Genomic DNA, 12,222 nt, shown 5'->3' with positions numbered 1-12,222 from the left:
CCCCCGATTCGCGAGCAAGCCCGCTCCCACATTTGAGCTGCGCCACGCCTACTTGAAGACCAACGCAGCGGGCACATCCACATCCCACAACACCCCGGGATCGTCCACCGCGACCTCGACCATCCTCGCCGACGCAAACAATGGCTTGGCCCCGTGATCTCCGGACAACGCCATCAATCCCGGTCCAAACGAACGCCCAAAACCCACTGGGTGCCCATACTTCCCTTGATGTACCGGCACACTGACAGAGTCATCAGCAACCCCCGCTACCACCCGCTCAATACTCGACGGCAAAATAAACGGCATATCCCCCAACACAATCAACCACCCACCGAGCTGCGGGCACACCGCCACCCCAGCCGCGATGCTGTCACCCATGCCGGTCGATTCGATCAGCACAATCTCGAAACCATACGCCTGAGCCATACGAGCCACTTGTGGGCGATCTTCAGTCGTCACCAGCACGCGCTTCGTCAAAGTGGCCGGCAAACTGACCAGCACCTGCTCGATCACCGAATGAACGGCGCCATCGCGTCCCGTACAGTCCGCCAACAACTTATCCTTATCGGCTCCCGCCACCTGCCGAAACCGGTTGCCCTGCCCCGCTGCCAACACGATGACGCCAATGGGCTCACTCATGCCTCCTCCCGCAACGGCTTCTTCTGTTTCAGCTCGACGCCGTTCTTGATCGCCACGATTTCAGCCAGCAGCGACAAGGCGATTTCCGCCGGGGAATGGCTGCCGATGTGCAGGCCGATCGGCCCATGCAAGCGCTCGATGGCCTCTTGTGACAAGCCTAGCAGAGCCAGGTTATCCCGGCGCTTCAGGCTGTTGACCCGCGAGCCCAGCGCGCCGACATAAAAGGCCCGGGAATCGAGGGCCGTGAGCAGCGCCATGTCATCCAGGCGCGGATCGTGGGTCAGCGCGACGATGGCCGTGCGTTCGTCGGTCTGGATGTTCAACACCGCTTCGTCCGGCATGCCCGGGACAAAGCGACCGTGCTGCTCTTCCCAGCCGTAGACAAATTCGGTGCGTGGATCGCAGATCAGCACTTCGAAATCCAGCAATCGCGCCATCTCGGCGACATACCGGGACAGTTGCCCCGCACCGACCAGCAACAACCGCCAGCGCGGACCGTAGATCGCACGCAACGTGTGACCGTCGAAACTCAGCACATCGCTCCTGTTCGCCGGCTGTAACACCACCTCGCCGGTCGCAATATCCAGCGAGCGCGCGACGATTTCATGGCCTTCGCAACGCGCCAGCAATTCGGCGACCCAGGCCGGGTCACCGACGCGCTCCTCGGTCAGGCGCAAAGTGCCGCCGCACGGCAAACCGAAGCGTGCGGCCTCCTCGCGGGTAACACCGTACGTGATCAGTTGCACCGGCGGACCGTCAGCCGGGATGCGGCCATCGTGCAGCCGGGCAATCAAGTCATCCTCGACACAACCGCCGGACACCGAACCGATCACCACGCCGTCTTCACGCAAGGCCAACATGGCGCCAGGTGCCCGGGGCGCGGTGCCCCAGGTCTGGACCACGCTGTACAACACCACCCGCTGACCGGCGCGACGCCATTCCAGCACGCTGCGCAGGACGTTCAGATCGACGCTGTCCATCAGGCTTCAGCCTTCTGCCAACCCTGCAACTGATAGCGAACCGGCAGGTTGCGGATACGTTTGCCGGTGGCGGCAAAGATGGCATTGCACAGCGCGGGTGCTATCGGCGGCACGCCCGGTTCACCGACGCCGCCCAGCGGCACGCTGCCCGGTGGCGTCACCAGATGCACGGCAACTTCCTTCGGCGCCAGGGACATGCGCGCCACTTCGTACATGTGGAAGTTGTCCTGCTGGACCTTGCCGTCCTTGAAGCTGATTTCCCCCAGTACCGCGTTGCCCAGGCCCATCACGCAGGCACCCTCGAACTGCGAGCGAATCCGCTCCGGGTTGATCTGCGGACCGCAATCCACTGCAATATCGGCCTTGTGCACGATCAATGTGCCATCGTCTTTGACTTCGACCTCGATCACCGCCGCCACATAGGTGACGAAGCTGTAGTGCACCGCCAGTCCCAAGCCTCGGCCCTTGGGCAGATCACGCCCCCAACCCGCCGCTTTGGCAGCGGTTTCCAGCACCGTGCGCATCCGCCCGGTGTCGATCGGATAGCGCTCGGGCGACTCGCCGTAGTTCCACTCTTCACTCAAGGTGCGCGGATCGATCTGACGATCCGGGCCGAGCAACTTGATCTGGTACTTCAGCGGATCTTCGCCGGCCTTGTGCGCCAGTTCATCGACAAAGCTCTGGATCGCAAAGCCGTGGGGAATGTTCGACACCGAGCGATACCAGCCGACCCGCGTATGAATCGCCGCTTCCGGGTTCTCCAGGCGCACGTTAGGAATCGCGTAGGCCATGTTGGTGAAACCCATGCCCAACTCGAAGGCCGCCTCGTGGTTCATGCCCGGTGCGAACAGCGCGGTGATACTCGGCGCCACCGTGCGGTGCAACCAGCCTGAAGGCAGGCCGTCCTTGTTCAAACCGGCTTTCAGGTATTCGGCCGACACGGTGTGGAAGTAGGAGCAGTGGATGTCGTCTTCACGCGTCCACTGCACCCTCACCGCCTTGCCGGGGAATTCCTTGGCGAGGATCGCCGCTTCGATGATGAAGTCCGGCTTGGACTTGCGACCGAAACCGCCGCCGAGCAGGGTGACGTTAAAGGTGACGTTATCGAACGGAATGCCCAGGCGTTCGCCGATCCGTTCACGGGTGACTTGCGGCGCCTGGCTCGGGGCCCAGGCTTCGCACACACCCTCCTTGAAACGGGCGATGGCGACCATCGGTTCCATCGGCGATTGCGCCAGGTGCGGCAGATAGTAGGAGGCTTCGAGGGTGCTGCTGGCGCTGCTCATGGCCTCGTCAATATTGCCGGTGTTGCGTACGACTTTGCCAGGTTTGAGCGACGCGGCTTCAATTTCCTTGCGGTAGGCGATCGAGTCGTAACTGGCATTGGGGCCGTCGTCCCATTCGATTTTCAGCGCGTCGCGGCCCTTGATTGCCGCCCAGGTGTTGCTGGCTACCACGGCCACGCCGCCCAACGGCTGAAACTCCGAGGGCAGCGGACGGCCTTCGATCCGGATGACTTTGATCACCCCCGGGACTTTCAGCGCGGCGCTGTCATCCACGGATTTGACCTTGCCGCCGTACACCGCCGGACGCGCGATGGTGGCGTAAAGCATGCCGTCGAAATGCACGTCGGCGCCGTAGATGGCGCGACCGTTAACGATGTCCGCACCGTCGATGGCTTTGGTGCCTTCCTTGCCGATGTAGCGGAACTCTGAAGGCTCCTTGAGCCGCACACTGTCGCGCGCCGGCACCGCCAACGCACCGGCAGCCGCGGCCAACGCGCCGTAGCCCAGCTCTCGCCCGGTCGGTTTATGGATGACTTTGTGCAGTTGTGCATGGCATTCGTCGACCGGGACTTTCCACTGCTCGGCGGCCGCCTGTTCAAGCATGGTCCGCGCGGCAGCGCCGCAACGGCGCATCGGTTCGTACCAGTGGCGCATGCTGCGCGAACCGTCGGTGTCCTGGTTGCCGAAACGCACCTCGTCACCCGGCGCCTGTTGCACTTTTACCAGCGCCCAGTCGGCGTCCAGCTCATCGGCCACCACCATGGTCAAACTGGTCCGAACGCCCTGGCCCATTTCCGAACGGTTGCAGACCACCGTCACCGTGCCATCAGCCGCGATACTGACGTAAACCTTCGGATCATCGATCCAGCCGTTGGGCATGCCGTCAGCGCCGAATTTCTTTTCTTTCTCGGCAGCAAAAGCGTCCTGCCAGCCCCAACTCGCGGCAATGACCAGCGCACTGGTGGCACCGACGCCTTTGAGGAAACCACGGCGACTGAGGTTGCTCAGGGCGAAATCATTCGGTAACTGGCTCATGCCTTGGCCTCCTTCAGGTGGGTGGATGCCTGGCGGATGGCGGTCTTGATGCGGTTGTAAGTGCCGCAACGGCAGATATTGCCGACCATCGCCTCTTCGATCTGTTCATCACTCGGGTTCGGGTTGGTCTTGAGCAGCGCAGTGGCGGACATGATCTGCCCGCCCTGGCAGTAACCGCACTGGGCGACGGCGGTGTCGAGCCAGGCTTGCTGGACGATTTGCCCGACGGGATCGGCGTGCAGGTTGTCGATGGTGGTGACGTTCTGACCGATCACCGAACCGATTGGCGTGATGCAGCTGCGCGCCGGGGCGCCTTCGATATGAATGGTGCAGGCGCCGCACAGGCCCATGCCGCAGCCGAATTTGGTGCCGTTATAACCGGCCACGTCGCGGATAGCCCAGAGCAGCGGCATGTCCTCGGTGACATCGAGTTGATGGTCTTGGCCATTAAGTTTCAGGGTAATCATGGGCACGCCCGCATATGTCTGGAGGTTATGGGGTCGAGCAATCTGCCGCTGGGGATTAGCGGTTGGCATCACGCAGATCGACTCAGGCTAATTGAGGCTCTCTTATGCGAACAGGAACGTCTGCATCGGGCCTTTGGTGGAGCAAATGCTTGCATCGTTAGGTGGCTAAGTTAACCCAGCATTAACAAAAAAGCCCTGCACAATCGAAGATGTGCAGGGCTTTGAGATCAGTCTTGAAAGCGTAGCCTCAATACCGATTGGGCTCCATTTCCAGGTCGACGTGGAAACGTTCGGAAATGTCTTTTTGGATACGCTGCGCCAAAGACAGCAACTGCAGGCCTGTCGCGCCTCCGTAGTTGACCAGCACCAGCGCCTGCAATTTATGCACGCCTGCGTCGGCCTCGCGGAAACCTTTCCAGCCCGCTCGCTCGATCAGCCAGCCCGCGGCCAGTTTCATCTGCCCATCGGGTTGCGCGTAAGCCACCAGGTCCGGGTACTCGCCTTTGAGCTGAGCGACCAGCGCGGCCGAGACCAAGGGATTCTTGAAGAAGCTGCCGGCATTACCGAGCACCGCCGGGTCCGGGAGTTTTTCATTGCGGATGCTGCAGATCGCCTGGCTGACGTCGGTAGCCGTCGGCTGATCGATGCCTTGCTCGGTCAGGCGCTGACGCACCGGGCCGTATTCCAGATGCAGATGCGCGGCGCGATCCAGGGCGAACCGAACCCGCAGGATCAACCAGCGTCCCGGCTCCTGTTTGAACAGGCTGTCACGGTAAGCGAAGTTACACTCGGCCAGCGTGAAGTCCCGCAACTCGCCCGTCTGGCGATCCAGAGCGGTCAGGCCGGCGAACACGTCCTTGATCTCCACCCCGTAGGCACCGATGTTCTGCATCGGTGCCGCGCCGACGGTGCCGGGGATCAGGCTGAGGTTTTCCAGCCCCGACAGCCCCTGCGCCAGCGTGTGTTGAACGAATGGATGCCAAGGCTCGCCGGCCTCGGCTTCGATCACGACTTTGTTGCCGTCGTCGCTCAGGATACGAATCCCGCGTGTCGCCATGCGCAGCACCAGCGACTGGATATCAGCGGTCAGCAGCAGATTGCTGCCACCGCCAATCACCAGCAGCGGCACGTCATGTTCCGCCGCATAGGCCAGCGCATCACGCACGTCGGCATCGCTGTGGGCTTCGGCAAACAAACGCGCCTGAACGTCCACGCCAAAGGTATTGAACGGTTTTAGCGAAACCCGGGGTTGAACCTGCAAACTCATATCCGGCCCTTCAATTCGATCACCAGCAAGTCTGTCGCGCGCTCGATCAGGTCCAGCACGTACTCGAACCCTTGGTCACCGTCGTGGTACGGGTCAGGCACTTCATCGACATCCGACTGGTAGCGACGCAGGAACAGGTCCAGCTCAGCCTTGCCTTTGGCCGGTTGCATCGACTTGAGGTTGCGCAGGTTGCTGTGGTCCATCGCCAGGATCAGGTCGTACGTGGCGAAATCGGCGCGGGTCACTTGCTGGGCGCGCTGCATGGACAGGTCGTAACCGCGCAGTTTGGCCGCCGCCTGGCTGCGCTGGTCCGGCGCCCTGCCGACATGCCAGTCACCGGTGCCGGCGGAGGCCACTTCGACCTGATCGGCCAGCCCCGCTTCCCGCAGTTTATGCCTCAGCACGCCTTCGGCCGTCGGCGAACGGCAAATGTTGCCCAGACAGACGAACAAAACCCGCATCAGGCCTCCAGCAGGCGACGAACGCGCTCAAGGTCTTCGACGGTGTCGACGCCGGTGGGCGGTGCGATCAATGCGTCGGCGACGTGAATTCGCACGCCGTGCCACAGGGCACGCAACTGTTCCAGGGATTCGGTGTTTTCCAGCCAGCATGGGCCCCAGCTGACGAAGTCATGCAGGAAACCGGCGCGGTAGGCATAAATGCCGATGTGGCGGCGATACGGCACGCCTTCCGGCAGCACTTCGCGATTTTTCGCAAACGCGTCCCGGGCCCACGGCAAGGTTGCGCGACTGAACGTCAGCGCCAGGCCATTGAGGTCGCTGACGACCTTGACCACGTTGGGGTTGAACAGGGTTTCAACGTCTTCGATCGGCTCGGCCAATGTGGCCATGCGCGCTTCGGTGTGGGCGGCCAGGTTGGCGGCAACCTGATCGATCACGCTCGGCGGGATCAGCGGTTCGTCCCCCTGAACATTGACCACGATGGCGTCAGGCGCCAAACCGAGTGTTGCGGCGACTTCGGCCAGGCGGTCCGTGCCGGAGTTGTGATCTTCGCGGGTCAGCACCACTTCGGCGCCAAACGCGTTGCACGCCTCGACAATGCGCGCGTCATCAGTGGCAACCACCACGCGCTCGGCGCTGCTTTTGCTCGCCTGTTCCCAGACGTGCTGGATCATCGGCTTGCCGGCGATCAGCAACAACGGTTTACCCGGCAGGCGGGTGGAGGCGTAGCGCGATGGAATGACAACGGTGAAGGCTGTGGTCATTTATCCAGACGCTCGTCAGTGGTCAGGGTGCGGGCTTCGGTTTCGAGCATCACCGGGATGCCATCGCGAATCGGGTACGCCAGGCCGGCGCCCTTGCTGATCAGCTCGGTTTTGTCGGCGCTGAGCTTGAGCGGGCCTTTGCAGACCGGGCAAGCGAGGATGTCGAGCAATTTGGTGTCCATGAGCATTCCCTGGATAAAGCGGTTTAAGGCAAAAGACGAGCCGGCAACAGGCGCATCAGCTGCGTATCGAACCAGGCCACGAAGGCCGGTGATGGCGCAGCATCGACCGCCAGGTACCACCAATCGGCGGCGGCGAAGGCACGGCACTTCACCGCATCCTTTTCGGTCATCACCAACGGCAATGACGGTGTGAAATTCAAGGCCTGCACGCTGTACTCGGCGTGGTCGGCAAATGCATGCGGAACTGGCTGCCAGTGTAGCGTTTCGAGGGTCGTGAAGAAACGCTGCGGATTGCCGATTCCGGCCACGGCGTGCAGCGCCTGGCCTGGGGGGAAGTGATCGAGGGGACGGCGTTCGCCGCTGCGCAGATTGACCAGTTCGGTGGGTTGCAGCTGGAAGGCAAAACCGCTGTCGCGATCCTCCGAGGCGCCGTTGTACAGCACCGCGTCAACGCTTTGCAGGCGTTCGACCGGCTCGCGCAACGGTCCGGCAGGCAGGCAACGCTGGTTGCCCAGGCCTCGGGCAGCGTCGATCAACACCAGTTCAAGGTCCCGCGCCAACCGGTAATGCTGCATGCCGTCGTCGGACAGGATCAGGTCCAGCGGCTCGCTCGCCAGCAACGCTTTCACGGCGCTGCTGCGGTCCGGGTCAATCATCAACGGAACGCCGGTGCGCTGGACGATCAACAGCGGCTCATCGCCCGCCACATCGGCGCTTTGATCGGCTTCGACGCGCCATGGCAGTTGCGGCGGTTTGGCGCCATAGCCGCGGCTGACCACGCCCACCCGCAAACCGCTGCGCTGGCAATGCTGGATCATCCACAGGATCAGCGGTGTCTTGCCCGTACCGCCCACGGTGATATTGCCGACGACGACCAGCGGCACCGGCGGCTGATAAATATCGCCCTCACCCGCCAGAAAGCTTTTGCGCTTGGCCGTAACCACACGGCGATACAGCCACTCCAGCGGCTGCAACAGCCTCAGGGCCGGATGACCGTCGTACCACGCGGCGAGCAAGCGATCGGACATGGCCATCAGGGAGCGGGCGGCGCCGCCTCGACTGTGGTCATGCGCAGGTGACTGAAGCCGAGTTTGCCGGCGGCGTCCATGGCGGTGATGACCGACTGATGCTGGGTCTTGCCATCCGCGCTGATGGACAACGGCAGGTTGGTGTCGCCGCTGGATTCTTTCTGCAACGCTTCCATGAGCGTGGTCAGGTCGTTCTTCTGCAAGACCTGATTGTTCACCGAGAACACGCCTTCGGCACTGATGGCGACGTCCAGGTGTTTGACCTGCTGGTCTTCGGCAGGCGAACCACTGACCGCTTCCGGCAGATCGACGCGTAACTGGGTTTCCCGGGTGAAGGTGGTGGTCACGACGAAAAACAGCAGCAGGATAAACACCACGTCGATCAACGACGCGAGGTTGATGTCCACCGTTTCCCGCGGTTTGCGGCGGAATTTCACGCTTTTTTGCCCTCAGCCAGGTCTACGTCACGATCCCCCTGCACCACCTCGACCAGCTTGATCGCTTCCTGCTCCATGCCCACCACCAGTTCATCGATGCGGCGTTGCAGGAAACGGTGGAAGAACACCGCCGGGATACCGACCATCAGGCCGGCAGCCGTGGTGATCAAGGCCTTGGAAATACCACCGGCCAGCACGGCGGCGTTGGTGCCCATGCCCGTGCCCATGAACGCGCTGAAAATATCGATCATGCCCAGCACCGTGCCCAACAGCCCCAGCAACGGCGCCATCGCGGCGATGGTGCCGAGGGCGTTGATGTAGCGCTCGAGCTCGTGAATCACTCGTGCAGCGGCCTCTTCGATGCACTCCTTCATGATCTCGCGACCATGCTTGGAGTTGGCCAGGCCCGCCGCCAGAATCTCGCCCAACGGCGAGTTGGCACGCAGTTCCTTGAGTTTTTCTTTATTGAGCTGCTTGTCCTTGATCCACACCCAGACCTGTCCGAGCAGATGCTCCGGGGTCACACGGCTGGCACGCAGGGTCCAGAGACGCTCGGCGACGATCGCCATGGCCGCGATGGAACTCAGAATGATCGGCAGCATCATCCAGCCGCCGGATTTGACCAATTCCCACACAGTGACAGTCCCCTCGAAAAAGTGCGCCACTCTAACATAGGGGGGTGGCGCACCGAAGACCGTGATGTCGCATCCGGTCGGGCTTTAATAACGCGCGGTTATGGCGCGGCACGCCAGAAGCGCCGTTCCTGACGCATCGCCCACGCCGGCTCGAAGCGTCCGAGGTGCAGACGAATGGCACCCTGCTCGGCACTGTCATGGATCGCCATGCCGCGTTTCATATAACGGGCCATGACGGTGGGATGCGGGTGACCGAAGGAATTGCCATTACCACGCGAGATCAGCACCGCCGTGGGCTGCAACGCGGCAAGCAGCGCCATTGACGACGAACTGCGGCTGCCGTGGTGCGGCGCCTGCAACCAGTCGGTGGGCACGGCCAGCGGACTGTCGAGCATGGCTCGTTCGGCTGCGCTGTCGATATCCCCCGTCAGCAGCAAGCGCTCGCCGTTGGCCTCGATCTGCAGGACGCAGGATTTTTGATTGCTGTCCGAAGCAGAAGGCCATTGCCAGAGCTGAAACCTCACATCGTCCCACGTCCATTGCCGGCCACTCTCGCAGGCCTCGGCGTGCAGTTCGAGGGGCAACGCCTCAGGATCGCCGCTGAGCACTCGCGTCACCGGCAAGCCATGGGCAACCGCACGCGCGCCGCCAGCGTGATCGGCGTCGGCGTGGCTGAGCAACATCAGGTCGAGTCCGCTCACGCCCAGTTTGCGCAAGGTGGGCAGCACCACTCGCTCGCCGAGGTCAAAGTCGCCGAAGCGCGGGCCGGTGTCATACAACAGCGTGTGATGGCGGGTTCGCACCAGGATCGCCAGCCCCTGGCCGACATCCAGTTGCCAGACTTCGGCGATTCCCTCCGGCAACAGTGGCCGAGGAGGAAAAACCAACAACAGCAACAGCGGCCAACCCAGCGGGCGCAGTGGTACACCGCGCGGCATCAATAGCAGAAACGCGCCGAGAGTGCCTAGCGCCCATGCCCACAATGGAATCGCCACGGGTACCCACGCGGGCAATTGACCGGCCATCAACCCAAGGCCCTTGAACAGCCAGTCGATCAGCCCACCCGCCAACCAAAGCAACCCCTCGCCCACATAAGGCAGCGGCAACAACAGGGTTCCCAGCAAGGCCGGCGGCAATACCAGCAAACTGATCCAGGGCACCGCCAGCAGATTGGCGACCGGCCCGCTGAGACTGATCGGCAATCCGAGCACCAGCAGCAAAGGGCCCAGGCCGATTGCGATCAGCCATTGGGCGCGGGTCCAGGTTTGCCACCATCGCCAAGGGCCGAGGCGCCCGCCGAAGGTGAAGATCAACACCGCCACCGCCGCGAAGGACAACCAGAAACCCGGCTGCAGACTCGCCAGCGGATCCAGCAACAACACCGCGTTAAGCGCCAGCAACAGCGGCCACCAGGCACCGAGGTGGCGAAATCGCAGGCGCCACAACAGCACCAGCCCGATCATCACGCAGGCTCGCCGCACCGGCACTTCGAATCCTGCCAGCAGTCCGTAACCGAGGGCAGCAGCGAATGCCAGTCCGCACGCCCATGGCAGCCACGGCAAGCGATTCGGCCACATACCGTAGCGAGCCAGCCCGGCGATCAGCAGATACACCACACCAGCCAAAAGACCGACGTGCTGCCCGGAAATCACCAACAGGTGCACGGTGCCGGTGTCTTGCAGCACCTGCCAATCCTCGCGACTGAGCCCGGCGCCATCCCCCAGCACCAGCGCGGTCAACGCACCGGTTCGCCCCTGAGCGTCCACGGCTTGCAAGCGTTGTCGGATGCCGTCGCGCCAGGCCCAGCCGGCTTCAGCAAGGCGATGACCATCCTTGACGGTTCCGGTTGCACCGATGCGTTGCGCCAGCAGCCAGGCGTCATAATCGAAAGCATGGGGATTGAGCAGCCCGGCAGGACGCTTCAGTTTCACTGCCAGCCGCCAGCGTTCACCACTGTTGACCGGTGGTCCGTCGTACCAGGCCAGGCGCATCAGTGACGGCACCTTTGCCTGTCGCGACCGGGCATCTGTCAGTTCGAAACGCACAACCCCATCATTGTTCTGGGGCAATCCTGTCACCTGGCCTTCGACCCAACGGGTTTCGCCATCGAGATTCGCCGACAGTCGATCATCCAGCGCCCACTGCGCATTCGCGCCAGCCCAACTGAAGCCGAACAGGAAAAACGCCAATGGATAAGTCCTGAACGGCAGCAACATCAAACCCGTTACGGGCAACACCAGCCATAACCAGACCGGCGGTAATACCGGCAAAAAACGCAGGGCCAGCAGACCCAACGCCAGCGCCATCATCCCTGTGCGCATAAGCCCGTCCTTGAGAGTCCCCTCCTAGGCATAGCCGGCTCACGGCACGTGCATCGTTATTAATTGTCACAAAGTCTGAATGGGCGGCTCATAGAATCCAGACATACTTGCCGCCTTAACCGACCGAGAAGCCCTATGCCCCGGCGCTTATTCAAACGTTACATGCCAGACCCGATCAGCATCAGGGAACACAAATCCTTACGCTTTCTCGGCACGCTGCTGCATGACCCGAACCTCTGGCACCTCAACCGTCACTCGGTTGCGCGGGCCATGGCTGTGGGTTTGTTTGCGGCGTTTCTGCCAATTCCGTTGCAGATGCTGGTGGCGGCCATTCTCGCCATCGTCGTGCGGGGCAACATGCCGATTGCTGTCAGCCTGGTGTGGCTGACCAATCCGATCACCATGCCTGCGGTGTTTTTTTGTACTTATCAGACTGGGGCGTGGCTGATGGATGTGCCGGCTCGCCATCTGCCGGATGAGTTGACCTGGGAGTGGATCAGCGGCGAGCTCTCTACGCTGTGGCAGCCGTTTTTGCTGGGTTCGGTGGTGGTGGGGCTGGTGTTGGGTGCCCTCGCCTATTGTTTGGTGATGATGTATTGGCGGTGGTGGGTGAGTCGGCAGTGGGCTCGGCGGAAGAAAAAACGGATGTTGTGAATGTTAAAAAGGCCTCCTTGTCGGGAGGCCTTTTTTTCTGTGGGCTGGGGTACATATCCGTTACCG

Annotated in this window: 13 protein-coding genes; 1 reads left to right on the top strand and 12 read right to left on the bottom strand. The window is 62.2% G+C overall.

The features are described from left to right. Nucleotides 1–48: 48 nt before the first annotated feature. The 12 genes from PMI01S_RS30165 to PMI01S_RS30110 form a co-directional block, all read right to left on the bottom strand. Entirely contained in the window at nt 49–639 is a 591-nt protein-coding gene (locus tag PMI01S_RS30165; RefSeq protein ID WP_084323827.1) for a nucleotidyltransferase family protein, read from the bottom strand. Further along, nucleotides 636–1,619 carry an XdhC family protein gene (locus PMI01S_RS30160; RefSeq protein WP_084323826.1) on the bottom strand — a complete coding sequence of 328 codons (984 nt, stop codon included), beginning with the start codon at nt 1,617–1,619 and terminating at the stop codon, nt 636–638. The genes PMI01S_RS30165 and PMI01S_RS30160 overlap by 4 nt, the downstream gene beginning before the upstream one ends. Beyond that, a complete protein-coding gene (locus tag PMI01S_RS30155; protein WP_084323825.1) occupies nt 1,619–3,940 on the bottom strand; it encodes a xanthine dehydrogenase family protein molybdopterin-binding subunit in 2,322 nt (773 codons plus the stop codon). The genes PMI01S_RS30160 and PMI01S_RS30155 overlap by 1 nt, the downstream gene beginning before the upstream one ends. Then, nucleotides 3,937–4,407, bottom strand: a complete 471-nt coding sequence (locus tag PMI01S_RS30150; RefSeq protein WP_084323824.1) for a (2Fe-2S)-binding protein — start codon at nt 4,405–4,407, stop codon at nt 3,937–3,939. Before PMI01S_RS30150 ends, PMI01S_RS30155 begins: the two co-directional genes overlap by 4 nt. A gap of 247 nt (nt 4,408–4,654) precedes the next feature. Next, nucleotides 4,655–5,674: a UDP-N-acetylmuramate dehydrogenase gene (gene murB, locus PMI01S_RS30145; protein ID WP_084323823.1), complete on the bottom strand. Its 1,020-nt coding sequence runs from the start codon at nt 5,672–5,674 to the stop codon at nt 4,655–4,657. Further along, complete coding sequence (locus PMI01S_RS30140) at nt 5,671–6,135, bottom strand: low molecular weight protein-tyrosine-phosphatase (protein ID WP_084323822.1); 465 nt, start codon at nt 6,133–6,135, stop codon at nt 5,671–5,673. Before PMI01S_RS30140 ends, murB begins: the two co-directional genes overlap by 4 nt. Beyond that, nucleotides 6,135–6,899, bottom strand: coding sequence for a 3-deoxy-manno-octulosonate cytidylyltransferase (kdsB, locus tag PMI01S_RS30135; RefSeq protein WP_084323821.1), 765 nt, complete (start codon nt 6,897–6,899; stop codon nt 6,135–6,137). The genes PMI01S_RS30140 and kdsB overlap by 1 nt, the downstream gene beginning before the upstream one ends. Continuing rightward, nucleotides 6,896–7,081, bottom strand: coding sequence for a Trm112 family protein (locus PMI01S_RS30130; protein ID WP_007945752.1), 186 nt, complete (start codon nt 7,079–7,081; stop codon nt 6,896–6,898). Before PMI01S_RS30130 ends, kdsB begins: the two co-directional genes overlap by 4 nt. Before the next feature lie 23 nt (nt 7,082–7,104). Beyond that, nucleotides 7,105–8,115 carry a tetraacyldisaccharide 4'-kinase gene (gene lpxK / locus PMI01S_RS30125; RefSeq protein WP_084323820.1) on the bottom strand — a complete coding sequence of 337 codons (1,011 nt, stop codon included), beginning with the start codon at nt 8,113–8,115 and terminating at the stop codon, nt 7,105–7,107. Continuing rightward, nucleotides 8,115–8,546 (bottom strand): flagellar polar localization protein PocB, encoded by a 432-nt coding sequence (pocB, locus tag PMI01S_RS30120; protein ID WP_084323819.1) that lies wholly within the window; start codon nt 8,544–8,546, stop codon nt 8,115–8,117. Before pocB ends, lpxK begins: the two co-directional genes overlap by 1 nt. After that, nucleotides 8,543–9,181, bottom strand: coding sequence for a flagellar polar localization protein PocA (gene pocA, locus PMI01S_RS30115; RefSeq protein WP_167362937.1), 639 nt, complete (start codon nt 9,179–9,181; stop codon nt 8,543–8,545). Before pocA ends, pocB begins: the two co-directional genes overlap by 4 nt. Before the next feature lie 98 nt (nt 9,182–9,279). After that, entirely contained in the window at nt 9,280–11,502 is a 2,223-nt protein-coding gene (locus PMI01S_RS30110; RefSeq protein WP_084323817.1) for a DNA internalization-related competence protein ComEC/Rec2, read from the bottom strand. 135 nt (nt 11,503–11,637) lie between these two features. Here PMI01S_RS30110 and PMI01S_RS30105 point away from each other — a divergent pair, with 135 nt between their 5' ends. Further along, on the top strand, nt 11,638–12,156 hold the full coding sequence (locus tag PMI01S_RS30105) for a DUF2062 domain-containing protein (protein ID WP_084323816.1): 519 nt from the start codon (nt 11,638–11,640) through the stop codon (nt 12,154–12,156). The last annotated feature ends 66 nt before the right edge of the window (nt 12,157–12,222 follow it).

Origin of the sequence: Pseudomonas migulae NBRC 103157 (assembly GCF_002091715.1) — a bacterium.
GTDB classification, from domain to species: Bacteria; Pseudomonadota; Gammaproteobacteria; order Pseudomonadales; family Pseudomonadaceae; genus Aquipseudomonas; species Aquipseudomonas migulae_A.
Note: the sequence above shows the minus strand (reverse complement) of the source record. Positions and strands in the feature narration are given on the sequence as shown.